Annotated in this window: 21 protein-coding genes and 2 pseudogenes; 8 read left to right on the forward strand and 15 right to left on the reverse strand. The window is 53.3% G+C overall.

Going from position 1 to position 26,404, the window contains the following annotated elements; genetic code table 11:
* Positions 1 to 56: 56 nt before the first annotated feature.
* Together VSQ83_RS12900 and VSQ83_RS12905 are read left to right on the forward strand one after the other, a co-directional pair.
* A complete protein-coding gene (locus VSQ83_RS12900) occupies positions 57 to 1,118 on the forward strand; it encodes an SDR family oxidoreductase (protein WP_219261801.1) in 1,062 nt (353 codons plus the stop codon).
* Positions 1,119 to 1,289: 171 nt separating this feature from the next.
* A complete protein-coding gene (locus tag VSQ83_RS12905; RefSeq protein WP_326426950.1) occupies positions 1,290 to 1,820 on the forward strand; it encodes a glyoxalase superfamily protein in 531 nt (176 codons plus the stop codon).
* 266 nt (positions 1,821 to 2,086) lie between these two features.
* On the opposite strand, the gene VSQ83_RS12910 is transcribed toward VSQ83_RS12905, so the two are convergent.
* Together VSQ83_RS12910 and VSQ83_RS12915 are read right to left on the reverse strand one after the other, a co-directional pair.
* Positions 2,087 to 3,112: an alpha/beta hydrolase gene (locus tag VSQ83_RS12910; RefSeq protein WP_326426951.1), complete on the reverse strand. Its 1,026-nt coding sequence runs from the start codon at positions 3,110 to 3,112 to the stop codon at positions 2,087 to 2,089.
* Between the two features lie 54 nt (positions 3,113 to 3,166).
* Positions 3,167 to 4,375, reverse strand: a complete 1,209-nt coding sequence (locus VSQ83_RS12915; protein WP_326426952.1) for an MFS transporter — start codon at positions 4,373 to 4,375, stop codon at positions 3,167 to 3,169.
* Positions 4,376 to 4,503: 128 nt separating this feature from the next.
* Here VSQ83_RS12915 and VSQ83_RS12920 point away from each other — a divergent pair, with 128 nt between their 5' ends.
* Complete coding sequence (locus VSQ83_RS12920) at positions 4,504 to 5,397, forward strand: LysR family transcriptional regulator (protein WP_326426953.1); 894 nt, start codon at positions 4,504 to 4,506, stop codon at positions 5,395 to 5,397.
* A gap of 220 nt (positions 5,398 to 5,617) precedes the next feature.
* Here VSQ83_RS12920 and VSQ83_RS12925 read toward each other — a convergent pair whose 3' ends face one another.
* Both VSQ83_RS12925 and VSQ83_RS12930 read right to left on the reverse strand, forming a co-directional pair.
* The gene (locus VSQ83_RS12925; RefSeq protein WP_219261940.1) at positions 5,618 to 6,070 is read right to left on the reverse strand and encodes a hypothetical protein; all 453 of its coding nucleotides are present in this window, start codon (positions 6,068 to 6,070) and stop codon (positions 5,618 to 5,620) included.
* 225 nt (positions 6,071 to 6,295) lie between these two features.
* A complete protein-coding gene (locus tag VSQ83_RS12930; RefSeq protein WP_326426954.1) occupies positions 6,296 to 7,177 on the reverse strand; it encodes a LysR family transcriptional regulator in 882 nt (293 codons plus the stop codon).
* A 122-nt stretch (positions 7,178 to 7,299) separates the two neighbouring features.
* Here VSQ83_RS12930 and VSQ83_RS12935 point away from each other — a divergent pair, with 122 nt between their 5' ends.
* Positions 7,300 to 8,406, forward strand: coding sequence for an oxidoreductase (locus tag VSQ83_RS12935; RefSeq protein ID WP_219261795.1), 1,107 nt, complete (start codon positions 7,300 to 7,302; stop codon positions 8,404 to 8,406).
* Between the two features lie 10 nt (positions 8,407 to 8,416).
* Here the strand turns inward: VSQ83_RS12935 and VSQ83_RS12940 are convergent, their stop codons facing one another.
* Together VSQ83_RS12940 and VSQ83_RS12945 are read right to left on the reverse strand one after the other, a co-directional pair.
* The gene (locus tag VSQ83_RS12940) at positions 8,417 to 9,295 is read right to left on the reverse strand and encodes a serine hydrolase domain-containing protein (RefSeq protein WP_326397846.1); all 879 of its coding nucleotides are present in this window, start codon (positions 9,293 to 9,295) and stop codon (positions 8,417 to 8,419) included.
* Positions 9,296 to 9,612: 317 nt separating this feature from the next.
* On the reverse strand, positions 9,613 to 10,515 hold the full coding sequence (locus VSQ83_RS12945) for a phytanoyl-CoA dioxygenase family protein (protein WP_219261793.1): 903 nt from the start codon (positions 10,513 to 10,515) through the stop codon (positions 9,613 to 9,615).
* Between the two features lie 250 nt (positions 10,516 to 10,765).
* Here VSQ83_RS12945 and VSQ83_RS12950 point away from each other — a divergent pair, with 250 nt between their 5' ends.
* Together VSQ83_RS12950 and VSQ83_RS12955 are read left to right on the forward strand one after the other, a co-directional pair.
* Positions 10,766 to 11,458 (forward strand): response regulator transcription factor, encoded by a 693-nt coding sequence (locus VSQ83_RS12950; protein WP_326426955.1) that lies wholly within the window; start codon positions 10,766 to 10,768, stop codon positions 11,456 to 11,458.
* Positions 11,459 to 11,646: 188 nt separating this feature from the next.
* Complete coding sequence (locus VSQ83_RS12955; RefSeq protein ID WP_326426956.1) at positions 11,647 to 13,098, forward strand: APC family permease; 1,452 nt, start codon at positions 11,647 to 11,649, stop codon at positions 13,096 to 13,098.
* Between the two features lie 784 nt (positions 13,099 to 13,882).
* Here the strand turns inward: VSQ83_RS12955 and VSQ83_RS12960 are convergent.
* On the reverse strand, positions 13,883 to 14,407 hold the full coding sequence (locus VSQ83_RS12960; RefSeq protein ID WP_326426957.1) for a hypothetical protein: 525 nt from the start codon (positions 14,405 to 14,407) through the stop codon (positions 13,883 to 13,885).
* Between the two features lie 365 nt (positions 14,408 to 14,772).
* Positions 14,773 to 15,300 (reverse strand): annotated as a pseudogene (locus tag VSQ83_RS12965) (LysR substrate-binding domain-containing protein); the annotation flags it as partial.
* A gap of 2 nt (positions 15,301 to 15,302) precedes the next feature.
* On the opposite strand from VSQ83_RS12965, the pseudogene VSQ83_RS12970 reads away from it, so the two are divergent.
* Positions 15,303 to 15,623, forward strand: a pseudogene (locus tag VSQ83_RS12970) (zinc-binding dehydrogenase); the annotation flags it as partial.
* 220 nt (positions 15,624 to 15,843) lie between these two features.
* Here VSQ83_RS12970 and VSQ83_RS12975 read toward each other — a convergent pair.
* The 3 genes from VSQ83_RS12975 to VSQ83_RS12985 all read right to left on the reverse strand — a co-directional run bounded on the left by VSQ83_RS12975 (position 15,844) and on the right by VSQ83_RS12985 (position 19,127).
* A complete protein-coding gene (locus VSQ83_RS12975) occupies positions 15,844 to 16,332 on the reverse strand; it encodes a GNAT family N-acetyltransferase (RefSeq protein WP_326426958.1) in 489 nt (162 codons plus the stop codon).
* Between the two features lie 227 nt (positions 16,333 to 16,559).
* The gene (locus VSQ83_RS12980) at positions 16,560 to 17,606 is read right to left on the reverse strand and encodes an alpha/beta hydrolase family protein (protein WP_326426959.1); all 1,047 of its coding nucleotides are present in this window, start codon (positions 17,604 to 17,606) and stop codon (positions 16,560 to 16,562) included.
* 450 nt (positions 17,607 to 18,056) lie between these two features.
* On the reverse strand, positions 18,057 to 19,127 hold the full coding sequence (locus VSQ83_RS12985; protein ID WP_219261785.1) for an SDR family oxidoreductase: 1,071 nt from the start codon (positions 19,125 to 19,127) through the stop codon (positions 18,057 to 18,059).
* 74 nt (positions 19,128 to 19,201) lie between these two features.
* On the opposite strand from VSQ83_RS12985, the gene VSQ83_RS12990 reads away from it, so the two are divergent.
* Positions 19,202 to 19,591, forward strand: a complete 390-nt coding sequence (locus VSQ83_RS12990; RefSeq protein ID WP_219261784.1) for a MerR family transcriptional regulator — start codon at positions 19,202 to 19,204, stop codon at positions 19,589 to 19,591.
* Between the two features lie 383 nt (positions 19,592 to 19,974).
* On the opposite strand, the gene VSQ83_RS12995 is transcribed toward VSQ83_RS12990, so the two are convergent.
* The 4 genes from VSQ83_RS12995 to tynA all read right to left on the reverse strand — a co-directional run bounded on the left by VSQ83_RS12995 (position 19,975) and on the right by tynA (position 26,380).
* Positions 19,975 to 20,607 carry a hypothetical protein gene (locus VSQ83_RS12995; protein WP_326426960.1) on the reverse strand — a complete coding sequence of 211 codons (633 nt, stop codon included), beginning with the start codon at positions 20,605 to 20,607 and terminating at the stop codon, positions 19,975 to 19,977.
* Positions 20,608 to 20,746: 139 nt separating this feature from the next.
* The gene (locus VSQ83_RS13000; protein WP_326426961.1) at positions 20,747 to 22,336 is read right to left on the reverse strand and encodes a gamma-glutamyltransferase family protein; all 1,590 of its coding nucleotides are present in this window, start codon (positions 22,334 to 22,336) and stop codon (positions 20,747 to 20,749) included.
* A 16-nt stretch (positions 22,337 to 22,352) separates the two neighbouring features.
* Positions 22,353 to 23,630: an oxalate/formate MFS antiporter gene (oxlT, locus tag VSQ83_RS13005; RefSeq protein ID WP_326426962.1), complete on the reverse strand. Its 1,278-nt coding sequence runs from the start codon at positions 23,628 to 23,630 to the stop codon at positions 22,353 to 22,355.
* A 479-nt stretch (positions 23,631 to 24,109) separates the two neighbouring features.
* A complete protein-coding gene (tynA, locus tag VSQ83_RS13010) occupies positions 24,110 to 26,380 on the reverse strand; it encodes a primary-amine oxidase (RefSeq protein WP_219261780.1) in 2,271 nt (756 codons plus the stop codon).
* Positions 26,381 to 26,404: the final 24 nt, after the last annotated feature.

A 26,404-nucleotide genomic window follows, 5' to 3' on the forward strand; every position in this document is an offset into this window, starting at 1 on the left:
CAGAAGCGCTCTGGACGGTATATCTACAGCCCTTCGAAACCACTGGACTGGAATGTATGACTAGCGCGCCAAAGGACTCTGCACAACACGCCCCGCGCAACGTATTCGTGACCGGCGCAACCGGCTTGCTGGGCAACAACCTGGTGCGAGAGCTGCTCGCTCGCGGCTATACCGTCAAAGCACTGGTGCGCTCGATGGCCAAAGGTGAACAGCAGTTCAAAGGCCTGGCCAATGTGCAACTGGTCATCGGCGACATGGCCCGGGTCGACGCATTCGCCGCATCACTGCAAGGCTGCGATACGGTGTTTCACACGGCGGCTTTTTTTCGCGACAACTACAAGGGCGGCAGCCACTGGAAGGCGCTCGAAAAGATCAATGTCACCGGTACGCGGGATCTGCTTCAAGAGGCCTACCGTGCCGGAATCCGGCGATTCATCCACACCTCTTCCATTGCCGTGCTTAATGGCGCACCGGGCACCTCCATCGATGAGACATGCCTGCGGGCCGAGGCGGATGCCGATGACTATTACCGCAGCAAAATCCTCAGCGACCGGGTGGTGTTGTCGTTCCTGGAAACCCATCCACAGATGCATGCCTGCATGGTGTTGCCCGGCTGGATGTGGGGGCCTGCCGACATGGGCCCCACGTCCTCGGGGCAACTGGTCAATGATGTGGTCAACGGCAAGATGCCCGGGCTGATCCCCGGCAGTTTCTCCGTTGTCGATGCCCGTGATGTGGCAGCCGCCCTGATTGCTGCCGCCAGGTATGGACGACGAGGTGAGCGCTATCTGGCGGCGGGTCGGCACATGACGATGCGTCAGCTGGTACCGGCTCTGGGACGCATCGCGGGGGTCAAGACACCTGCGCGTCAAGTGCCGACGCCTGTTCTGTATGCCCTGGCGGCGGTGCAGGAGATCTATGGGCGCCTGACCGGAAAACCCGTTCAGTTGAGCATGGCCACCCTGCGCCTGTTGATACGAGAAGAACATCGCACCCATTTCAATCACCACAAGAGTGAACAAGAACTGGGCCTGAGTTTCCGGTCACCGGACCTGACAATCATGGACACCGTGGCGTGGTACCGTGACCACGGCTGGTTTGAAAGCCACGGGGCTTGATCTGTTTAGGGCTCATCAAACTGGGTATGCTGGGCGCCGGCTGATACTGCCTGCCGCTCGCACCCCAAGGGACTGGTGAAAGTATTTTTGAAAAACCCGAACCCTGTCGATTTTCTTGCAGTCGAGGTTTGGCAACGCGAGCACCTGACTGACTCGACTCCAGGAGGAACGATGATTTCCATTGAACACGCCAAGCAGATGGCCAAACGACTGCGTGCAGTGCTGAAAACCCGCGGGCAAGAGATCACCCACTCGACCGCGCTGGAGTTGATAGCCCAGCAACTGGGCTATCAGAACTGGAACACAGCGTCAGCGCTGCTGCACCCGCAAACTGCCTCGCCAGCGATAACGTTCGAAAGCCCCATCCCCCTGTTGCGCATGTTCGACGAAGCCAAGGCACGTGAGTTTTACCTTGGTTTCCTGGGCTTTCACGTCGAGTTCGAGCACCGCTTCGAGGCTGGCCTGCCTCTCTATCTGGGGATCATCCGCAACGGCTTGCGCATCCACCTTTCTGAACATCACGGTGATGCGAGCCCCGGGACCACGGTATTTGTGCCCATGCATAATATCGAGCTGCTTCGCGATGAATTACTGTCCAGGCAATACGGGTACGGCCGTCCCGAAATTGTCCAGCAGGGCTGGGGCAAGGTACTGGAAGTCCATGACCCGTTCGGTAACCGGATCAGGTTTTGCGAAGACTGATCGAACGAGCGCAAAGCGGTCGCCAAACCGGTACACGCGGTATCCCTGATCAACCGCGCAAGCTGACTTTACGACTGCTTCGCAGCCGATCGCAGCCTCGCACGGCTCGTCAGCGACTACAGACTCGTCACCTATCCCGCGTGTAGTCGCTGACGAGGAACGAAGGCTGCGATCGAGCGCGAAGCGGTCGTAAAACCGACACACGCGGTATCCCTGATTAACCGCGCAAGCTGACTTTACGACTGCTTCGCTGCGCTCCTCAGCGGCTACAGATGACGTTGAAAAAAGCTCGCCAGGGTGTCGAAAGGAATGAGGTCGACGCGGTCATAAAGGTCAACATGACCCGCTCCAGGAATAATGACCAGCTCCTTGGGCTGACCCGCGAGCTTGTAAGCTTCTTCGCTGAACTCTCTCGAGTGCGCATCCGCTCCAGCAATAAACAGCATCGGACGAGGTGAAATCGTCTCGATGTCGTTGAACGGATAGAAGTTCATGAATTTGATATTGCTGGTAAGCGTCGGGTGCGTGGTCAGCTCTTTGGTCGAGCTGGCGGGTGTGTATTCGCCGCGGGGTGTGCGATAGAAATCATAGAACTCACGCTGGATCGGGTGAGTATTTTCATCCAGTTGGTGCACCGTGCCGCTGGTATAAAGGGTTTCACCGCCCGTGAACTCTACGTAACGCTGCTGAGCGGCTTGAGCGATAGTCTCTTTGCGCTGCTCAAGCGTCTGCCCATGCTTCAAGCCATTGCGATTGGCGGCGCCCATGTCATACATGCTGACCGTTGCGATGGCTTTCATGCGCGGGTCGATCTTGGCCGCGCTGATGACGAAGCTGGCGCTGCCACAGATGCCGAGTGCACCAATACGCTCCTTGTCGATAAAAGGGCGTGTGCCAAGAAAATCCACTGCCGCGCTGAAGTCCTCGGCATAAATATCCGGCGAGACTGCATTACGCGGCAGCCCTTCGCTTTCACCCCAGAATGAAAGATCCAGGGACAACGTCACGAAGCCTTTTTCGGCCATTTTCGTGGCATACAGGTTAGCGCTTTGCTCCTTGACCGCCCCCATCGGATGGCCAACAACAATCGCTGGGCTCCTGGTTGTATCGTCGCGGTTTTTGGGGATAAACAGATTGCCCGACACATTCATTTGATACTGATTTTTAAAACTGACCTTTTGCACGGTCACTTTATCGCTGGTGTAGAAGTTATCCGCGCCGTTGGACATATCGGCTCCTGTCGCTGAGAGTGAACTGACCAGTAACGTGATTAAAACAATGAGCTTTTTCATTGGATCTCCCTCTATGCGCAGTCATCAGTGTTGAAAGAACGTGATTTGCACGGTTTACCGACTTGGCACCTGTGCCAGGTGCGACGCAGAAGATGTCGAGCGTGACGCCTGCAGGGTCACCGCTGCGCCCAGCAGCAGCACGGCTGCGCTGGCGACAAAAGTGGTCTGATAGCCGCGACTGTCGAACAGCAACCCGCCAACGGTAGAGCCCAGCGCAATGGCCAGTTGAATCACGGCCACCATCAGGCCGCCGCCAGCCTCGGCATTACCTGGCAAGGCTTGAGCAATCCAGCTCCACCAGCCCACCGGGGCCGCAGTCGCCAACAGCCCCCATAAACCCAACAGCACAGCAACCACAATGGTCGAGCGGCCAAAAGGGATCAGTGCCAGGGCGAACAACGCCATCAAGACTGGAATTGCTATCAATGTCCGCAGAAGGCTGCGCTTTAGAAACCGGCCGATGATCAGCGTGCCGATGAAGCCTGCGGCACCGATCACCAGCAAGATCAGCGACAACGTGGATACATCGACCCGTGTGACCGTTTCAAGGAAAGGCCGCAGATAGGTGAACAGCGCAAACTGCCCCATGAAAAAGGCTCCGCATCCGGCCATACCCAGCGCCACGGTTCGACTCTTGAACAGTTTGAACACGTTCCCGGAGCCTGGAATGCGTGATTCCACCCTCATGGGCGGCAGGCTGATGTACATCCAGATGAAAGCAACCGCCGCGACGGGCACCACACAGAAAAAAGCGCCGCGCCAGCCAATCATCGAGCCCAGGTAGCTGCCCAGCGGTGCGGCAATGACGGTAGCCAGCGCGTTGCCGCCGTTGAAGATGGCCAGTGCTTTCGGCACCTGCGGGGCGGGTACCAGGCGCATGGCCGTCGCCGCAGACATCGACCAGAAGCCGCCGATGACCACACCGATGAGCGCACGGCCGACCATGTAGGTCAGATAGTCAGGGGCCAGCCCGACGATCACACCCGAGACAGCCATCAGCCCGGCCAGTGCCAACAGCAGAGTCTTGCGATCGAGGGTTCTGGCAACCCACGAGATCGACAGGCTGGTCAGTACGGCAAATGCCCCTGAAATCGCAATGCCCTGCCCGGCCATCCCCTGCGTAACCTGAAGGTCACTGGCGATCGGCGTCAGCAGGCTGACAGGCATGAACTCAGAAGCAATCAGGGCAAACACACACAGCGTCATTGCAAAGACACCGCCCCAGTAAGCCGGCGCCTCGCTGCTGGTTGAAACCGTGTTCATCAGTGCCTCACCGTCATTCGTATTCATGTCGGCAATGGTGACGAACGAACACTCACAGGACTAGCTAATTAATACTTAACAGGGATATAAGTGCAGCTAATCAATTGCTGCAAAAGGCGCTTCGCCCCATGGTTAAAAGAAACCTCAACGATCTGCTGTCTTTCGTGACAGTGGCGCGCGAAGGCAGCTTCACCCGCGCCGCCGGGGTGCTGGGTGTTACCCAGTCTGCGTTGAGTCAGGCCATCAGCGGCCTGGAAGCACGCCTGCAAATCAGGTTGCTGACGCGCACCACCCGCAGCGTCTCGCCGACCGTCGCGGGCGAGCGGCTATTGCAAGCGATCGGTAATCGCTTCGATGAAATCGAGGCAGAACTGGATATTCTGACGCAAATGCGCGACAAGCCTGCGGGTACCGTGCGCATTACCTGCGGCGATCATGTGCTGCGCACAACGTTGCTGCCCAAACTCACTGCGCTGCTGCACGAATACCCGGACATCAACGTTGAGTTCGACGTCAATTACGGATTCAGGAACATCGTGGCGGATCGTTTTGATGCAGGCGTGCGCCTGGGTGACACCATCGACAAAGACATGATTGCAGTGCCGATAGGTCCGCCATTGCGGATGGCCGTGGTGGCCTTGCCAGCGTACTTTGCCGCCCGTGGAGTTCCCGAAAACCCGCGCGACTTGATGAGCCATAGCTGTATCAATCAACGCATGCAGACCTCAGGCGGGCTTTATGTGTGGGACTTTGAGCAGCAGGATAACCAGGTGAACGTTCGAGTGGACGGCCAACTGATTTTCAACACCTCGAGCCATATCGTGGATGCGACACTGGCCGGGCTGGGGATTGCTTACCTCCCTGAAGAAGAGTTTGAACCGCACCTTCGGGAAGGCAGGCTGATGCGGGTGCTGGAAGATTGGTGCCCACCGTTTCCCGGATACTATCTGTATTACCCCAGTCGTCGACAACCCTCACCCGCATTTACGCTGGTTGCCAATGCGTTGCGCAAAGTTGGGTAGCGGTGTGCAAAAAAGACGTTGTAACCAGTCAATGACCAGGCTGTTTGGGCGACCCTGATTTTTCAACAGAGTCGGTCGATAGCAGCCCTTTGCTAGAGGCCGTAAGCGACCATAAAAAGTCACTCCCATTTTCGTGGACTGCTTGATGGTATCGTTTCTGTCTGCCAAGAGCGGGTCTTCGAGGGCACTTGTTAAATCAGCGGCGACTCAACACTTTCAATCAATACTGCTTTGTTGCGCTGGCTATGCGCCGGTACTTACGCAACTCCCGATAAGCGCTGCGGATATCCAGAAAAAATATCTCTGCGCTGCGCCAGAGCAGCATCCACACCGTAACGGTAAATACTGCCACCGGAATGGTGCTTTCAATGCCTAGCGCATTGCCTATCAGCCCCACCACCAGTGCCATGCCCAGGAGTGTCAGCGCTTCCAGCCGCAGGATGAGAATATCCCCTCTGACTTGCTCGCTCTTTTCTGCAAAGGTATTGCTGATGGCTTGCTGCAGGCGTTCTCGCTCATTTTCGGGGCAGTTTATCTGCAGGCACAGCTTGGGGTAGTACCAGGCACTCTCCAACAGGTAGTCCACCAGCTCCGGGCTTAGTTTGGGGGCGTCCGGCGAGGAAAATGGATTGAGGTAATCGTGGGTGATCGTCAAATCGATTTTTTTGAGCATTACGAACTTTGGCCTGGTTGAATTGGGGTCGGAGGCTTCAGTGATCCAGATAAAACTAGTCCAAGATAGCTGTTCTGCTTTGTCGGCGGTCACTCGCGCTGTTGCAGGAGCGGATTTATTCGCAGTGCGCTGGCTGAACGTGCACCTCTACTGCCTCCATCAACGCTGATTGTTATCGCTCTCTGCGAGTGGGTATCAGGCTGCGGGCGACGCATTCGCGGAACATTAGTCGCGGGGATTGAGCACCGCCTCCAGGCGCTGAAGGAACACTCCTACTCTATGGGGCACGTGCTGACGAGTGGGCAATAGTGCGGTGATGAACAGTTGTTCCGGGTCAACATCCTCCAATTCAACCACGCAAAGGCTTCCAGCAGCCAGATCATCACGGATGTCCCAGTACGTGAGCATCGCAATCCCCAAGCCTTGCCTGCTCGCCGTGCGCACCGCCTCGACACTGTTGGCCGAAAAAACGCCCTCCGCCCGCATGGAAACCGCTTCACCGTCACGCATGAACGGCCAGAAAGGCATCCCATGCAACGCTATGCGGCGGTGGCTCAACAGTGCGTCCATCGTAGCGGGTATGCCGTGGCGCTCCAGGTACAACGGACTGGCGCACAGCACTCTAGGGTTCGGTGCGAGGGGAAGCGCGATTAAAGTCGAGTCTCGCAGGGTCGAGATGCGCACCGCGACATCGATCCCGAGACCGACAATGTCCACAATGCTGTCTGATAGTGTCAGATCAACCCGCAGCGCCGGGTGTTCTGCCAGGAGAGCGGGAATCAGCGGCATGATCACTGCCTGCCCGAACACGGTGGGAGCAGTTACCTTCAAGACACCGCTGGCAGCTCCGGCATTGGATTTCAAACTGACCCTCGCCCCCTCACTGGCTTCCAACAGCGTCGTTGCAAAGGGGAGAAATGTTTCGCCTTCGGCCGTCAGTGAGACGGAGCGCGTTGTTCGATGAAACAGTCGAACGCCTAGTTCACCTTCAAGCGATGCCAGCCTGCGAGACACTGTCATGGGCGCCAGGCCGAGTCGTCGAGCGGCTGCCGAAAGACTGCCGCTTTCGGCAATGGCGCTGAACACTTCCACATCTGGAATTTGCATCATTACATCCATTTTTGATAAAGCGGCTTATCGTTTTTGCTGGCTTCTCAGCGTTTCAAGCCAGGTTTATCGTCCTCTACATCGCTATTTAAAAGCATCTTGGATGAATGAGGACTGACTGCATGAATGACTACGATCAGCGGATTTTAACTCAGTATGATATTGGCCGCCTCAGATTGAGGAATCGCCTTGCCGTAGCACCCATGACCCGTGTCAGTGCTACCGAGGCGGGCCTGGCGACCGCTGAGATGGCGCGTTACTACGAGCGATTCGCAAAAGGCCGCTTTGGTCTGGTCATTACCGAAGGGCTGTACACCGATCAGAAGTATGCTCAGGGTTACCCCTTCCAACCGGGGATCAGCGATGTTGAACAGGCTCAGGCCTGGCGTGGTGTGACCGATCGTGTTCATGCCCGGCATGGCGCGGTATTCGCACAACTCATGCACGCTGGAGCGCTGAATCAGGGCAACCGCTTTAAAACGGCCACCGCTGCACCCTCGCCCGTTCGACCGAAAGGAAAGCAGATGAAGTTCTATTACGGTGAGGGACAGTATCCGCTACCCCAAGCGATGAGTGATGAGGATATCGCCGATGCCATCGCGGGATTCGCACAAGCGGCGGTGCTGGCAACCCGTGCCGCGGGCTTCGACGGTGTTGAAATCCATGGGGCGAACGGCTATCTACTGGATCAATTCCTGACCGGCTACACCAATCAGAGAGACGACCGCTGGGGCGGTAACGTCGCTGGCCGGATTGCTCTGACACTGGAAGTCATCAAGGCAGTCAGAGCGGCCATCGGCACGCTTGCCCCCATCGGGGTACGTATTTCACAGAGCAAAGTGAATGACTACGAACATAAATGGCCTGAAGGCGAAGCAGCCGCCGAGGTCATTTTTGGCTCGCTCAAGGACGCTGGCATAGACTTCATCCATGTGACGGAATTTGAGGCCTGGAAACCGGCGTTCGCAGAGGGAAATGCAAGCCTGGTTGAGTTGGCTCGCCGGTATGCGCCACAGGTGACGATCATCGCCAATGGTGGCCTGGATGTTCCGCAACGCGCCGAGCAGGTGTTACGAGACGGCGCCGATATGATCGCGCTGGGCAAGGCCGCCCTGGCCAACCCCGATCTTCCCCACCGCCTGGCAACCCATACTGCCCTGGACGAATTCGACCCCTCGATCCTTGGGCCGATTGCGAATATCAAGGACAGTGAATTGACGTTGGCGTGACACCACCCCACTACCCCAAAGCCTGTAACAGCTTATCGACAACGAGGGTTTCGACGGATCCTTCACTGCTACCTTCGTCAAAAACAGCACAACACGCCGATGCGTCGCCGTCGCAGATACGGTAAACGGCAATGACGCCACCAGGCCCGCAACCTGTGTGTCCGCAGAGGGTAAAGCCCCCTTCAATCGGACCCAGCATCAAACCCAGACCATACCCCGGTGTAATCCATGGGCGTCCTGGAATCGGGCTGCCCAAAGTTTTTGCTTCCTGCATTTCCTGGAGCAAGCCCGCAGGGAGGAGATGCCCCGCGAGAAGTCGGTCGAGGAATAGCGCTGCTTGCGAAATGGGGCCGATCAGCAAGCCGTGATAGACCCAGCCAGGGTCGTAATTTGATTGATTTCCAAGGCAGGAGTCTCGTAAATCTGCTCGCGTTTTAGCGAAATAAACATTGGAAAGCCCCGTAGGCATCAGTGCGTATCGAGCCACTGCCTCTTCAAGCGACAGATCGGTCACCTGCTCAATAAGTCTGCCTACAAGCAGGTAACCCACATTGGAGTAACGCCATCCGGTTCCGGGGCTATATCGAAGCCGGGCACCCTCAAGGCGCTGCATCATTTCGTCTACTGACCATGGAGCCTCATCGTTAGCGACAGCGGCGTGATAATCCGCAAGCTCACCATAGTCGGCGAGCCCTGCCTCATGTCGAAGCAGTTGGCGTAATGTGAACGGTTGATCACGAACCGGGGCGTCCAGTCCGAGCCGTCCATCACGCACCAAAGACAGAGCGGTAGCGGCCAGGAGGGTCTTGGTAAAGCTCCACCACGGCACCGCCAGTTCTGATCGGCAGGACGCAGGTTGCTGACCATTTGATACGAGTGAGCTCAGCATTGACTTCCCTGAATGGTTGAGCGGATTGACGCCTCAACAAGATATCCCATTCAACCTCACGCGGAGGGCGGAAAGTCAGGTTGAGATTTATGTCATGTTCTGAGGGACGGGCTTAAGCGCCGCTGGCGCATCCGCAGTTAACAGCGCCTGAACGGATGCTGGCTAGAAATGGAATCAGCCGACGATAGGCCATGGGAGCGCAGGTCTAAATAATTACTGGATAACAGTAAGCCGCTAATAAAAGCGGCTTGACCAAGTGCCTTGGCAACCGAGTTCAGCCGGTGCGGTTGGATAGCGTAACGACTACTAACGACTGATTATTTTTTAACGTAATTATATACGCTTTTCGCAATATTCGAAAACCGTGAGCTTTTCTCCAGAAGCTCAATAAAAAATTTCTGATCAAATGGTTCTTCTGGATAAAGCGCCACACGTGGATCTTCAAACTCCCTGACGTAGCCCATACTTGCAGCCCCCATTTCGTAGCCAATTAACCGCTGAAGCTCATCGGGAAAGGTCTTAGCAACCTCTATTGGAATTGAAAGGTATTGGTTCTCCTCTTGACGAACCCAGCCGACGCAATAATCAATATTCAACGCCCGGCGACTTCCCTTGGATTTGTTTTCTCCGCCCCCGTGAATAGTTTTGCCGGTATAAATCAATACAGAGCCTTTCTTCATCTCGGCAGCAAGCGAGTCAGCTTGTGTAAAGCTAAGTGGAAGCAAGCTATGCTTATGGCTACCAGGTATAACCCGAGTGGCGCCATTCTCTTCGGTGAAATCGTCCATTGCCCAAATTGTACTTACTTCAATATGGAAATTCACTGGGAAATGATCATACCAGTCCCACGCGCCCTCATCTCGGTGCAAAAACTGCGCTTTCTGTCCAGGATCTATGCAAATAACCTGTGTAAGATTGAGTTGGATGTTGGAAGAGTTTCTGCACAAAAACTTCCTAGTTGCGCCGAGTACGATGGGGTGCATGACCATCGCGTGAGATGCTGTCGATCTTCCTGGAACGGCACCACAGCGACGCGTGAGCTTGCCTAAAGCATTATTCTCCCCCTCTGGCGTGCGGTCTAAATACGGCTGGATTTGATCATTAACAGCATCTACGACATCATCGCTTACGGCATTATCGATGATGCAATACCCATCCGAATCTAAACAGCTTACAACCTCGTCAATGGAACAGTTTGCAGGGAGGTGGATAAGAGTCATAACTTCTCCGATATTCTAAGTTGGCGCACATTTGAATCATTACATGAGTTACATAAGCCTATGCGAATAGATGACGTGACGCATCAACCTAAAGTATGAGGGCGCAATATTGATACTCGCGGGGTGGCACGGGTTGTGCTTCGCCCTATGTAAGCTAGAAGCTTTAATTAATAAAAGAGCATTTAAGCTCCACAATAAAGCAAGCGCTAGCGTCGCGCCCTAAAACAGTGCAACATATTGAGAAATTAGAATGCAGAACGTAGAGCTAGGTACAAGGTGTCGTGATTTTGCTCAGAACACTGTCTCTTTCCTGAAAAACACGAGTGGTTGCACCGCCGTCGTCTTTACCTGGTATGAGACTCACAAAACCAAGCCCCCCCATGTACAAGCTGGTGCTGATGAACGCATGATCACCGAGTATTATGATCGCTATCACAACGCAGATCCTTTACGTGCTGAATTATTAATTCGGAGCTCCAGCAGTTTTGAAACTCTTTCCGATGCCAAAAAGGCCCACGACCAATATCTTCTTGAAGAATATCAACCATTTCTTCATAAATATAATATCCATGAGGAAATGGATTTGATTTTTCGGGCCGGTGGAACCGTTGTTGCTTCCGCCGCATTACTTCAACAAGAAAATGGGCGGAAATTGAACTCCCCCTACATCAGAGAGACTTGCAATTATCTACAGTATACATTTTCCATTCTGCCAGCAGTTCGCCTCTTAAACTTAAATAGTGATCTGGAGTTACGATACAAGCTCACACCTAAAGAGAGAGCGGTAGCAGAGTTGATGCTTGCGGGCGAGCCGAATAAAACTATAGCTTCCCAGCTTGACATGGAGTTGCCGACGGCAAAGACACATATACTGCATATATTCCAAAAACTTCAAGTTACAAGTAGAGCTAAGGCAGTTGCACTGTTAAGCGGTGCGCAATGAAGCCTTGCAGCGCTAGCGGGACGACTCATCTTGCAAGCCATCTCATCCCAAAGGTTGATGTGGCGCGGAGTAAAAGCGCAGATAGTCATCTGATGGCATGATGGTTCGCTTATACAACTATTCCTCTAAAGCGGTTTAATCCACATGCCCACGCTGCCAGTTTTCGTGCACAATCGATGGTGATGATGATGACAACTTCAGATGGGACCATGCTATCCATAAATGCAGTGACAGAGCATGAGCAACACGCACCTGAAACTAAGCGGCTAAAAGGAAAGATGTCGAGTTGGGAGCTGCTTTGTTCGGTCTTGGCGTTTGCCGCACCGGTAACATCGGTAAGCAGTTTGATTCCATTTGTAATCCAAGGTGGCGGAGTCGGCGCTCCCGCCCTCATTCTTGCTGCTACAGCCTTAATGCTGATGTTTAGTATCGGTTTTGTAGCGATGTCTGAACATGTTTATAAGCCTGGAGCTTTTTATGCTTATGTGGCCCATGCATGGGGGGTTAATATTGGGCAGGGTACGGCGTTCGTTGCCATATTTGCTTACTTCACGCTAGGGTTTTGCACCATCGCACTAATTGGCCCCGTTTTTTCGAGTTTTCTCTCTGATATATTTGGCATTGCAGGTACGCCTTGGTATATAGGAAGCGCAATCGCCTTTGTAACGAGCGGTATATTATCCTACCTCCGGATTGACCTATCCGCAAAGGTGCTAACTATCGTCATGCTCGTGGAGATTGCAGTGGTGCTTGCGTTTAATCTGATTGTTCCTATCTCACAAGGAGCAACTAATATCTCTTTAGCACCGCTTTCCCCCACACACCTATTTGATGGGAGTTTTACTACAGCTTTTCTGTTTTCAATTATCATTTTTATTGGCTTCGAATCGACAGCTGTTTACCGAGATGAAGTGCATAACGCCAAAAAAACGATCCCCTTCGTTACCTATGCCGCAGTACTATTCATCGGCATTTTCTACGCTTTTAGCGCTTGGATGACGATTGCGGCCTACGGGACAGAAGAGGTCATGACTGCCGCGTCTAAAGATGCATCAAGTCTATTTCTGAACGCAATGTCCACCTACATGGGAAAAACCAGCGTCGACATCACGCGCGGTGTTCTAATACTTTCTGCGATAGCCTGTTTGCTTTCGCTGCACAATGCGCTAGCCCGATACATCTATACATTAAGTCAAAACGGTGCGATCCACCGAAAATTCAGCCAAGTCCACCCCAAGCACATGTCACCTTACATAGCTAGTTTAACATGCACTATTGGATGGGCAATTGCCACCACGATTTTCATCAAAGCCGACCCCTCTGTCCTGTACGCACAAGTTGGCGGAGTTGGTACATATGCAATGCTTCTTCTTATGAGTTTGACTAGCGGCGCAGTTCTTTACTTTTTTATCAAGCGTAAGACTTTTAGTTTCAAAACCACCGTCTGCCCACTGCTTGCTCTTATCGGAATCGCTGGTTTTACACTTATAACAACCGTTAATTTTCATGTGCTAACCAGTGGCGAGCCAGGTTCAGGGATATGGCTCCAACTAATGATCCTGGGGATGTTTGCTTATGGCTATCTTTCGGCGCTATTTAACAACCGAAAGGGTCATGTTGCTCGTGATATAGCTGTTTAGGGAACTCTAAAATAGCCGGGCATTATCCGGCTATCGAGTCGTAATTAGTCTTTAAAGAACGAACCGCGTCGAAATTGGACCACTGTACGCAGGCGCTTGGGGTGATGCAGCGGGTGAGAAAAGCGCAAATTCGGATCCAGTTCTCCGCCCAATTATTATCAATGGGCACGGTCCCTGTCATCGAGGTAGCGCGACAACGCTCCCCAGCCAGATAACGACCGTGTCTATTCTTAGAAAGGTCGCGTGATTGGGGACTTCATTTCAAGGCATAACCGGCAGAACCAGCGATACGCCAATTTTCAATAGGCCTCTTCGCACAACCACCGCTTTGAGCGAATGCCTAGCAATAATTGGCTGGAATATGATTTCCAAGATTGAACTAGTAAAACTAGCCGATCCTGCCCAATCGATAACTCTCCCATCAAGGTGTGTGATCCCTCGCCGACCAATGAAGCTTTTTTTCGGAAGCTAGACAAGGGAGCTACTTTTTCATCAGAGTCGGCCGATTACTACCTATCGCGAAGGGCTGCTTTTGGCCGATTGCTGCCTGTGTGTACTGGTTGCAATCGGCCTAAAGCAGACCGCCGGCGCGGTTCGGTACTCGTTTTGGTGATCTCAGTATCATCAAAGAATTCGAGAAGTGCTTAGCGAGATTTCCAATGAGGCGCCCCGGCCTCGGCCCTAGCTCTGCCACATGAATGGGAGGTGTTTCTAAGAGGTCCCAGGGCTGCCACTACTCATGGTTACATGAATCTCTGGAATACCAGCGCCTGGGGACTGTTGGCTATGTGCCGTTATGTTGTAGAAATGAAGACTTTGCGAGATTAACGGTTCCAAATGGAACGGTTCTCCTAACAAGCACTACAAACTTCTTTGAGTCAGTATTATTCTGCCAGGTTATCGGTGAGTCTGCTGTGGAGACCTGTTTAAAAATCTGCGTTTGCCCCCAAGTGGTCCATTCGATGGTGTCATTCGGTGCGTCATACTCGATGCTCCAGGGCATCTCAAACTCCCGGCTAGCAGAAGACTTTGCAGTTGCACGCCCAGTTGCAATCCAAGACCCTTGGCTAAGGTTTATAAGGCTTCCACTAAAGTTGTATACACTCAAATACCATCCTGTATTTGTGGGTAGGGTCCAAAGGCCATCCATTACGCCCAAAAAGTCCTCAAGCGACGGCTCAATGCTTAAAGTCCTCAAGCGGTCGTCGATTGCGGCTTCGGTTGCTGAAGCTATGCCGTAGAAGTCGACGCAATCCTCAGACAGTTGGGTCTCAAGTTTTGTCGGCATGTCCGTGTTCTGAAATGACATATACAGTGCTCCTTAGCTTCTTAGCTTCTTAGCTTCTTAGCTTCTTAGCTTCTTAGCTTCTTAAGTAGAGTATTATTTCAAAAAAACCTACGCTTTTTTATCACCTTATAGATCCTTGTATTGACTAAGTGGATCAATAGGCAGAGCTCGATTTTATACAATTACTACTTAGTTTTATCAGGCAATGAAAGCATAGCTCGCGAAGACGGAGCCTTACCTGATTTTTTACAGGTTTTGTAGCTTTGTATCTTATTAAGTGCTTGGGTTCACAGTGAATCCCCCTGATTTCATAGACGCGTTCAATTGTCTGACTTTTGCCAATTAGCCAGTTCTGAATGACCGAAGCGGGTCACTTCCGCTTTGCGCTAACTCTCTAGCCAGCGCCCATAAAGTTTGGGGAATTGTTCGCGAACCCAATCAACAAAAACTTCGACCTGCGGCGCCAGATGCGAGCGGCTGGGGTACAGGACCGACACGGGCCTTGGATGCGGACGATAGGCACGCAGCACCTCAACCAATGTTCCGTCGGTTAAAAAACGGTCCAGAGTAATACCAGGGGCCTGAAGTATGCCGAAGCCAGCGACGCCACACTCGACATAGGCGTTGGACTCGTTGACTGTGATGCCCTGGCGGCTGATGTGGGATTGCTCGCGAGCCCCGTCCATAAATTGCCAAGCCAGTGGGCGCTGGTTTTGGCCAGAGAGAAAGGTCACACCGCGGTGTGCTCTTAGATCCTCTAAGGTTTTGGGCTCGCCGTGCTCTTTCAGGTATTGGGGCGCCGCGCAGGTGATCATGGTAGCCATCCCGATGCGACGGGCTACCAGGCTCGAACTTGGTAACTCGCCGATTCTCAGCGCACAGTCCACACCTTCTGCGACCAAATCGACGGTTCTATGACCTGCTACTGGATGTCGCCGGTGGGGAAGGCTTGAATCAGTCCATCCTGGCAACCAAGGCCGCCGGCAAGATCGCGCAAATCGGCTTTCTGACCGGTCAGACCACAACGCTGAGCCTGATGCCGTTGATTTTCCGCCAGACAACTATCCGCGGCATCGCAGTGGCGCCTCGATCGTCGTTTGATCGCATGAACGAATTCCTGAACGAACACGCGATCCGCCCCGTGATCGATCAGACCTATTCATTCGAAGACGCCCACAAGGCTTTCGAGCACCTGGCCCGAGGCGCATTTGGCAAAGTGGTTATCAAAGTTTCCTAACCCTTTAAATCAGGCGACATGGAGGTGATCAGGTATGTCACCTCAGCACTTCACTCGGGTGGACCGACCGCGGCGCTCGCCTATCTCATCTCGGACGGCAAGGATCTGATGCCGTTCGACGCGATATCGTCATACCCAGGAATGTAGATAGTTGCCCTCTACGAAGGATTGCCTCGGGTCGATTTCAGCCTGTCATCCAAGGTAGTAATCGACTGTGTATTCAATCTGTCGAGCTTCTGCTGCGCGTCATGTGTATGAGGGCCGATCGGCCGTTTCCCAAAGAAGGTCGCTCCTCAATGGAATAAGGGACAAACCCAAGCTTGGGGTAGAGCAGCAGCCCTACCGTGTTTTCGTTAAAACAGGAAATCTGCACCTCGTTGGCTCCATAACGCTCGAATGCCAAGCCGGTCATCGTCTCTACGATAAACGTAGCCACTCCTTCGCCCCGAGCGCTCGGCGAGACGATGACATTGCCGATACAGCAAACGCCATTGCGTTCAGCTCGATAGAAATTGGCAAACCCAACGACAGTCCCATTGATCTCCACAACGGTAGAGTCGAAGCGTTGGGAGATTGCGATATTCAACTGCGTTTCCGTTAACGGGAAGTGCGCCTTCGGAAACATGAAAAACAACTCTTGAGCGTTCTGAGGAAAGCCGCAGATCTTTCTTACGTCGCTAGCCTTCACTGGCCTGTGGTTCAGTTTCATTGCTCGTCTCTAAGCTCCATGAGTCAGTAATTTAGCGACTAGCTCAGGGGATGGAAAGCAATGTTTTGTCCGCAAATGGCTGATGTTTGCCCTTGGTGAGAGGCTGCTTCTGGCCGATGGCTGTCGTTCAAGCAAGGGAGTATTCGGCCAATAGCGGTCACCGAACACCTACGAAAACCGAGGCTACTCATTTCAGGCCCCCACTAAATGAGTAGCGTATCCGCTTTTTAGCGTGCCTCAGTTACGCCCGCTCTTGCATGAACCCACTCGGTTATCGTTTCAAGGGCACCAGGGGCGTAGGCATGACGGCCTTCCATCAGGAATCTCAGCGTGGTTAGCCAGGGCCATTCGCTGGTTAGTTGCGTGTTGTAGGGAGCCGCCCTCAGGAGTCCATGACTTGCATCCGGTATGACTTCAATCCGGTTTGCGGGATGGTTGCCCCCTACAGTCTTTCGGTAAATATCTGCATTGACTTCAGGATTTACATTCAGATCGTCCGCCCCCCACAACGCAAGCACTGGAATCTCGAGTTCTTTCAAATCATGGGTTGCATCTTCATGAAGACTTCTGTGCACAGAAGCCCACCGCTCCGGGCTCATACCGCCCGGAAGGGCTGCTGGCGGCACTTGTGAAGAGGCAAACAAACGTTCGTCATCTGCGGCCATCTCCGCCATCACTCGTTCAATGTCAGGCTCAGGCATCCCTGAGCGCTGCAACCGCGTCCTGGTGTAATAGTCTCCTTGCCGTTGCCAGGATACGGCGCCTCCAACCAGTACAAGAAAGTCCGCACTATTCGTCGTAAGGCGGGGTAGTACCCAACCGGCTTGCGAAAACCCAAGAGCACCAACAGGGATCCCTTGTAACTTGTTGCGCAGGGTAGAAATCGCGCTGCGCACGTTAACAGAGCGGTCAGCCATCGACTGATTGAGCCAGTTCCCCTGCGAATCCCCAATGCCCGGTTTATCCCACGATACAACCGCAATGCCTGCATCAAGAAGAGCGTTGATGAGTGGATCGTAACCCTGCTGCGATGTGCGATCTTGCGGGCCATCCCCGTGAACCAGAACGACTGCCGAAGTTGCAGTTTGGTCAGGAAGCCAGAGCGTTCCCGCCAGGAGCAGTCCATTGGCTTCGAATCTAAAAGGCTCACTTACTCTGCGATCCAGCCCATAAGTGTCAAGACGCGAGAGAACTACAAAAGCGATTGCCAGGATGAGGCAAACGACGGAAATCAACCATCCGCGATTACGCTTCGTCCAGATTGCTTTATGCATCGTCACTACCTTTTCGTTTCATGAGCTCAGGCCAGCTGGCCCAAATCGTCAGCGCCAGACGAAGCAGAGCTTATGGTTCGTGACTGCAATGTTTTACGCAAGGACGGGAGCGCTCTTACCGGTCAGGCTAACCCCAATTTATTCGGCCTCGAAACTGCTCGGCGCTCCGTCCTTGCCAGGCCCCAGCCATGTGCGGCGCCCGTCATTACGAATGATCCCACCAACCCAAGTGTTTATTAAGGCATTTGAGCGTTAGTTAAACATCCCCTCAAGCTAGAGGCGACGATGCACCCTGCTCTCACAGCATAGTATCCACATGACTCGACAAGGGCCGACTTCAAGCACGATGGTTGCACTTCCAAGTTGATGAGTCCGCATTACTTACCTTAGAAAGGTCCATTTAATTGGGGCTGAGAACTATGTCGTCCCCCAAAGGATAAGTCAGAGGGCTTAGCCCTTGGCTATGCAATATGAGTTGACGAACGTTGCAGTGTGCTGCAAAGACTGACGTATATCTGGCTTGGCTATTCCATACCTGTTGGCAAATTGCTCGACCGCCGCCGTATCAAAACGAGTGGTCTGAATGAAATCCAAGGCTTCGGGCTTTGTATTCAACATCCGCGCGACGGGAGGAATTCTCAGTAGTAACTTCAGCAATCGGAGTGAAATATGATGTTTGGGAGACTTTATGCCCAAAGGCTGTGCCAACTGTGCCAAGAGTTCTCGCAAATTGGGCGTTTGGTCATCAAGCGCCAGTAGTTCCTGACCAACCATGGCAGGATCAAAAGCACAAACCGCCACCAGTTCAACCAGGTAATCCACGGTGACCAGTGGCAGCCAATGCTTGGCCGTACCAGGCACTGCAGTCAGCTTTCCCTGCACAAGGTTGCGTATCAGCTCCACTAGCGGCTGACCGTCAACGATATGCCCCGTGCGGCTGTGCCCACAGACCGTCGAGGGGTGGACAACGGTAATCTCCCCACCCAGGGCGGACATGATTTCCAAGGTCGCAAAATGCGCTTCCAGCTTGCTCGCCTCGTAACCACCGACATGCAGGTAGACGGCAGGCCAATTCGTCCGCTCCGGATAACGAGGATCAATTCCGATTCGTTGCAGATGTTCATGGTTTTTCAGCATGTAGCCGCCGATCATCACTAACCGGCTCTTTTGCTCAGCCGCCAGCAGCGCAACGCGCTTTGCCCCTTCTACGTTCACCGCACGAGATTGCTCGACTGAAAGCCCCCAAGCGAAGTGTGCGCCCAGGTGGAATACGACGCTGGCGTGCCTTAGCACTTCTCGATCAGCAAGGCTCAGCCCTAGTTCGTCCCGTTCCAGATCGCCAGCTACGGCAAATACCCGGGTCGCACACCCGCCCAATTTGTCGATTTTCTCCCGCAGTTCAACTAGTCGCTCCGGGCGGCGCATCAACACCCTAATGGTGTGACCTTTTGCACTCAGGTACGCCACTAAATGTTGACCGATGAAACCGGTACCCCCCGTGACAAAGCACTCCACGCTCATTTCCCTGTTCCTTGTTCAAGTTGAGGAACCAAGCGTAAACTATCGACCAAACTCTATGGTCAAGCGGTGTTTTCATGAAAATCGGCGAACTCGAGGCCCGCAGCGGTGCCAGCCGCCATACGCTACGTTACTACGAGCAAATCGGCCTGATCTCACCGCAGCGGCGAACTAACAACTATCGCGATTACACAGCGCAAACTCTGCAGGATCTGGACTTTATCAAGCGCGCGCAAAGCATGGGGTTTTCCCTGGGGGAAATAGGCGAGATTCTGGATGCGCAGCGGAATAAGCTGATCGATTGTGCTGACGGGGCCAAGCTAATTGAAAAAAAGATGGCAGAAGTCAAACAGAAAATCGCCAACCTTCAAAGTATTTATCGGTACCTGGATGAAGAGCGTGCAAACCTCGAAGCCAGTGCTGCCAAACAACTTGAGCTTCAGCAGTTGAACAACTCTTCCAACTGAACGGTCAGCATCTAGAGCTTCGGAAGCTGCAGCCTGCTTTAAGTTTCAAGCCCCCTTAAGCATTTTCTAAAGCCTTCTGGCCAGGTCATGGAAAGCAAACATCCGCCCAACAGACCTTGCATGGTTAAACCGGCGCCCATCTATGCGGCACCAACTCGATCATCTGTATCCGTCCGGCGGTGGCCAATAGCAGCCCGTCACGGAGGCCAGCTCTCGGCCAATTGCCGCCCATCGTGCCAGACAGCTCTTGCTCCTTTCCAGCCCGAAGTCGGTCACTTAGCTGAGCCAATTGTTCAAAACCCATTATTCAGTTCACCGCTTCAAGGTTGATCCAGCTAATGCCACAGCAATGGGGGCCGCAGCATGAGTGCGAAGAGTTTTAATTACTCGACCTTCTTGTCTGGCAGTGGGATCGCATGAATTTCGTCAAACATAGCGGTAGCCTCTGAAGCAGCATAAACAATGTATTTCATATCACTCTCTTTGCTATTGACTTCATAAATATCACAAAGAAGACTTCTATTGTCCTTGGGTAACGCTACAGGCGACCAAGATGTGGGACTCTTGAAGTTATACTCAGGGCCTTTGTACGTCAAAGACCTTATGCCGACTACGACTCGCTTATATTGTTGTCTATCAGATCTTTTGGAGGTTTCATAGTCACCTATAAATGCCCCTAAAGAACCAGAGACAACATCTATGCACGCCCTGTCTAGCTCGGCCTCATAATCAGCAATCGCATAAGTTCCAACGCCACCATGATTGGAATAGAATTTTTGGCGCGGTGACAATTTCTCTTCTGGATACTGGGGGGTATATTTATCACCCTCGAAATAGTATTCGATGTACCCTCGCGAAATATCTACCCTATTATATGTGCTTCTCTTTTTTATCACGTCTTCGAACGTATACCAGCGCTGCTCAATTAGTTTATGCTCGACTTCTAACCCACTCGCCAAAACCTTTAAAGAAAGCACGGAGCTTAACAAGACAGATGCAATCAAAATACTTTTCACGAGCTCACCCAAGGCATGACTTTTAAATTTTTATTTATTTTAATCAGTGCGCGATAGATTTGTAAATTTATCTAATAGAAAAATCAACCTCGTCGCGCCATGCTTCAGTCGCTGGCTTTCGCTAACCCACATTCAGTTGTCAATAACCGGCAGCAGCTCCATTGCCCCTCGGGTCAAATGCACCTTCAAATGATCCATTAACGAGCCGAACCGCTGCTCCCGCGTGGCCCATGGTCTCGGAAAAAGGATTCAATACCTCTACTTCGTGCCCTCGACGCTTGAGCTCATTCAAAACTTCATCGTTAAAACGCGACTCCATTTTCAATGTGTCGGAACTTTCACCCCAGGTACGCCCTAGCAACCAGCGCGGTGCCGTCACGGCTTGCTGTAACGGCTGACCAAATACGGCGTAGCGACTGAACACAGCAGCTTGCGTCTGCGGTTGTCCATCACCGCCCATGGTGCCGTAAACCATGGTGCTTCCATCCTTCAGGCGTGCTGCAGCAGGATTGAGGGTATGGAAAGGCTTCTTTCCGGGTTTCAGGGTCAAAAGGTGCTGCGGATCCAGGCTGAATGAAGCCCCCCTGTTCTGCCAGTTCAGCCCAGATTCTGGCAGCACGATGCCGCTGCCGAATTCGTGATAAATACTCTGGATGAACGATACGGCTAGCCCGTCGTTATCGATCACACCCATCCAGACGGTGTCGCCGGGGCCTTTGCCTTCGCCCCAAGGCGCGGCTTTCTGAGGGTTGATTTGTGCCGCAAGTGCTTGCAGGTAGGCTGGATCGAGACAGCTTTGCGGGTCGATCGTCATATGCTCAGGATCGGTAATATGGGCGTCGCGTACAGCAAAGGCCAATTTGGTCGCTTCGACCAGGGTATGGACATGATCAGCCCCGTCCGCAGAGTAATGACCAAGACCGGCATGGTCGGCAATGCCCAGAATCAGTTGCGATACCAGTCCCTGGCTGGGCGGTATCAGGTTGTAGACGGTGCCAGTACTGTGCTCCAACTCCAGAGGGCGTACGCGCCTGGCTCGGTAGTTGGCCAAATCCTCACGGGTGACCGGTGCGCCCAGCGCGCTCAAGTCTTTGGCTATAGAGTCGGCCAATGTACCCCGGTAGAAGCTGTCCAGACCTGTTTCGGCGAGTGTGAGCAAGGTGGCTGCCAGGCGCGGCTGCCTGAACAGGCTACCAGCCTCAGGTGCAGCACCGTTGTGCAAAAAGGTTTCGGAAAATCCCGGGATGCCTTGCAGTTCGGCTTGTTTGCTGGAAGTAGCCAGATGCTGCGACGGTGTGGTGGGGATCCCGGCGTACGCGTAGTGGATGGCATCCTCCAGCAGGCGTGGCAACGGGATTTTTCCACCCAGCTCAGACGCTACGACCAGCGCTTCCTGCCAACCGCCAACGGTGCCCGCGACGGTGACTGCGGCGTCGGCACCACGTGTCGGGATCTTGCTCATGCCGTCGTATCGAGAGAGCGTCGCCAGGCTACCCGCCGGGCCGCTGGCGTCGATTGCGAGTGGCGCGCCTTGAGCTGGCACAATCAACCAGAAACCGTCGCCCCCAAGGCTATTCATATGAGGATAAACCACGGCGATCGTGGCAGCCGCTGCGACCATGGCCTCGATGGCGTTGCCGCCTTCGCGCAAAACGGCCAGGGCTGATTGTGCCGCCAGACTATGAGGGGCTACGGCTATTCCGCGGGCAGCAAGGGTAGTGTTCAACATACGATTTATCCTTTATTCAAGACTTCATAGCGTGCTTGGCGATCCAATTGGCGCGCATGCGTTTAAGGACGAAAAAGGCGAGCCCGGCGGTAATGATGTCGAAGCTGATGGCAACAGCAAAAACCGGGTACCAGCTGTCGGTACTTTGGTGCAGAAGCGCAGCAACCGGGCCACCAAAAATCGAACCGATTCCTTGCGCCATGTACAGGAAGCCATAGTTGGTGGTGGCGTGACGTGTACCGAAGGTGTCAGTCAGGGTCGAAGGAAACAGCGAGAAAATTTCGCCCCAGCCCAGGAACACAACGCCAGAGAGCAGGACAAACAGCACTGGGTTATCGCTGGTCAGCAGCCAAAGGGTCATGGCGATACCTTCGAAGAAGAACGCGAAGGCCATGGTGTTCTCGCGGCCGTAGCGGTCGGAGATCCAGCCAAACAGCGGCCGTGTCAGGCCATTGCATATCCGGTCGATGGTCAGGGCTAGTGGCAAGGCAGCCATACCCATCACCATCACGGACGTCATTCCAAAGTCCTCGGCGAAACTGGCCATTTGCGAAGTGACCATCAGGCCTGACGTCGACATCATGGTAAACATGGCAAACATCAGCCAGAACACAGGTGTCTTGAGCACTTCGCGCGGTGGCACATCGACTACGATTTGTTTCGTTTTCGGCAGTGGATCATCACTCTGCGATGTCGGGGGTTGGCGCAGAAAGCGCGATGCCACCAGCCCCACAAGCCCTAGCGCCAGACCGAAGGTCAGCATTGTGGTTTCCATGCCTGCACTTTTCAGACTGTTGCTGATAGGAAAGGTGGTGATCATGGCGCCCATGCCATACCCGGCAGCCACAGCCCCGGCGGCAAGGCCCCGGCGATCAGGGAACCAGCGCACCATCAGGCCGATGATGCCGACATAAACGATTCCGGTACCCAGACCCCCGACCACTCCGTAGCTCAGGTAAAGCATGCTCAGCGACGAGGCCTGGCTGGCCAGAATCCAACTGAGACCCGACAGCGCACAACCGAGACCCACGAGTGTACGAATACCAAAACGATCGACCAGATAACCCTGTATTGGCGAAAAGAAGGTCTGCAGGATAATCAATAATGAAAAGGTTATTTGAACCTGCGCCAGCGAAACACCCAGTTTTTCAGTGAGGGGGGCGGTGAAAAGTGTCCAGACATATTGCGGGCTGGAAATAGCCATCATACAAATAACACCAATGACCAACTGATAGCCACGGACACTGAATAACTCAACCCTGGTGCTTTCTGCTAAGTATTGCTCTCTATTCATTGGACCACACTCGCAACTAAGTTAATGTCACAATGATTGAGAGCAAACCGCATGCCAAAAGCTTTAAGTGCCGAGATATAAAAGCCATTCGCCTGACGCTTAATAATTAGCAGGCACAATTAATTATTCCGCTATCGCCGCAGAAAACAAAAATCAAACAGGCACTTAATAATAAATCATGAAGGGTTTTAATATTATAATTATGAATACAGGACATCTATCCCTGGAAGGTCATAATGTATCGCCTAACGGACATACTTGATCCTTGCGATTTTCGGTCGGGTTTTTCATGCGAGACAGTAGTGCAAAGAGTTATGAGTTGCACCATGTTGGCGCCATTTAATTGAATATCCGGCAAGAGTGAAAACGTACGTGAGGCCTCAGCACGCGCCGCAACAATCTGGCTGGGTAAGGATTACCTGTGACGACCACAACCAGGGGGAAACCTCTGTAGCTGAAAACGGCTACAGAGGCTGAGCTTATTTCGGTGAGTTGAGGTTCAGTGTGGGTGTCTCGTCGAAGAAGTTCCAAGGCTTGAGCAGTACGTGCACCCATTCGGTTGGCATGATCGGCCACTCCTCTGCGCGAGCCACGTGAGTGGTACCAGTGGTAAGCCACACCACATTGTCACTGCTTTCGATCGATTGGTTGTTGGCTGTGAATAGGCCCAGACCGGTATCCGTTGCAGAGCGATTCGGGTATTTACCTTCTGGATAGCGCTCCAGAGGATCGTAACGGGTCACCCATATCTGCTTGTCCATGAAACTCAGTCGATGGTACAGCCATTCGTCGCTACCGAAATTGGCGCCCTTGGCCACAGGGTGAGTCCCACCTGCATAAGGGATCAATTGGTAGGACACCGGGTATCCCATCTTGTTTTCCTTACTCGTGTTGCTGATCAGGCGAATAGTCGCGGGATCGAATTTTTGTGCAGCTTGCTGCTCAGTGCTGACCACCTTTTGGTCAATCTGCATGGTGCTGGAGCGCGGCCCGCCGCGGTCATTTTTGGCAACGACGGGATTAAGTTCGACCAGCGAGTTGTTTTCGCCATCTACGTCCATGTCCAGGCGGAAATTGTAGATGTGTTGGTGAGTGGTGCCGACAATGTTGTGGTCGATCAAGGTACCGTAGCGAGTGTCCTCTTTGGCAGTGGCGTCATGAATGGTGCTGGACTTCACACCTTTGACTGCCTCGATGCCAGTTGCACCTGCGTCGATACCGATCACACCGTTCTCCTGGAAGACCCAGTCAAAAATGTAGTCATAATTGCCGACGGTGCTGATCCATCGAATGACCAACTCCCGGCGCTCGGTGCTGAGGTTGGGTTGGCCCATTTCCTGATGCTTGTATTCAGGTCCCGCATAGCGTTCGAATATCGCCATCGCGCGGGGGATATTGACGGGCGATCCGGCATAGTCGGCGATGGTCGCGTCAACAAACACCGCGTTCTGAGGCGCATCCTTGCCAGGCTGGATCTGGGAAGTGAGAGTCCCCATGCCGTAGTCTCCGGAATCGAGATAGGCTTTGAAGTACCAGCCCACGTCTGGATCTCCATAGGGCACGATCATGCCGCCCAGATTCCCTTCGTACATGACTTTGCGCTTCTTGCCCTGATCGTTATAGGTGACTGTGGAAATCACCGGGCCTACCCGCGAATCGAGTGCCAAATGCAGATCCCAGTTTTGCCAGTGAATGCTGTTGCCGGTGATCGTGTAGTTCTTGCCCTCGGGTTCGATGATCTCCAGTGGCTTGACGGTCGCCGCTTTACGCCCTCGCCCGTCGTAAGGCGTAGGTTTCATTGGCACCGGCACTATCACTCCATCTTCGATCTTGATCACGCTCTTGGTTTCCAGGTCGACGACGGCCACCAGGTTTTCGATCGGATGAGCCCAGTAGTTGCCATCGCCAACATCCAGATAGCTGACCACCTTAAGCAGACGCTGGTCCTGAACAAGGCCGTCTTTGCCATCAAAGTAGCCCACAGTGAGCGGCGTAGTGACGACCTTCTTGACGTCTTTGATGCCACGTTTGGCCAGCGCCTGAGCATATTCAGTGCTGCCTTCTATGACAGACTGCACAGTCGCGAAGTCGTCCAGCAAGACCATCCCGTGAACATTCCTGGTCGGTTCCCAACTCAGGAGTTTTTTGCTGCCCAGGTCTACCACAGCTTCGACGACGTGCCTGCCATCGAGCACGGTCACATCGGCCTCGCGAGATTGGCTTACGGGCTTTCCGGTATAGATAAAGTCCCAGACTTCGCTCTTTTTCGGCCCCCGGAGCGATATTGCCGTGAACCGGAAGTCTTTTTTAGAGTGCTCCGAAGCTTTGATCACCTCGACCGCCAACTTGATTTCGTCTGCACTCAAAGCATTAAGTGGATGAGGCCGGGTTTCGACGCTAAACGTTTTATCCAGGCCCGACTGGAATACTTCATTGATGAAGTTATTCGACATCAGTGCAGTATTTTTTTTGAAAACCACCGGAACGCTAAGCTCCAGTCTTTTGCCGTTAAGCATCGCCACTTTGCTGTTCGGCTTTACCTTGATATATGCCCCATCCTTGGAAATAACGAAGAGGTTGGCGTAGTCGTCCCATTTTACAGTGGCCCCAAAATTTTCCAGGGTCGACTTCAGGGGCACCATCTGCGCTGCGCCGCCATGTGCATGGGCGGTCGAGGCAAGGCCGGCAAGGGCTAAAGCCAAGGCCAGCGGAGCTAAATTAAATTGACGGCGTTTGAGTGTATGACTCATCAGTGAAGTCCTTAAAGTGCCCAG

Origin of the sequence: Pseudomonas sp. DSV-1 (assembly GCF_035830915.1) — a bacterium.
Taxonomy (GTDB): Bacteria; Pseudomonadota; Gammaproteobacteria; order Pseudomonadales; family Pseudomonadaceae; genus Aquipseudomonas.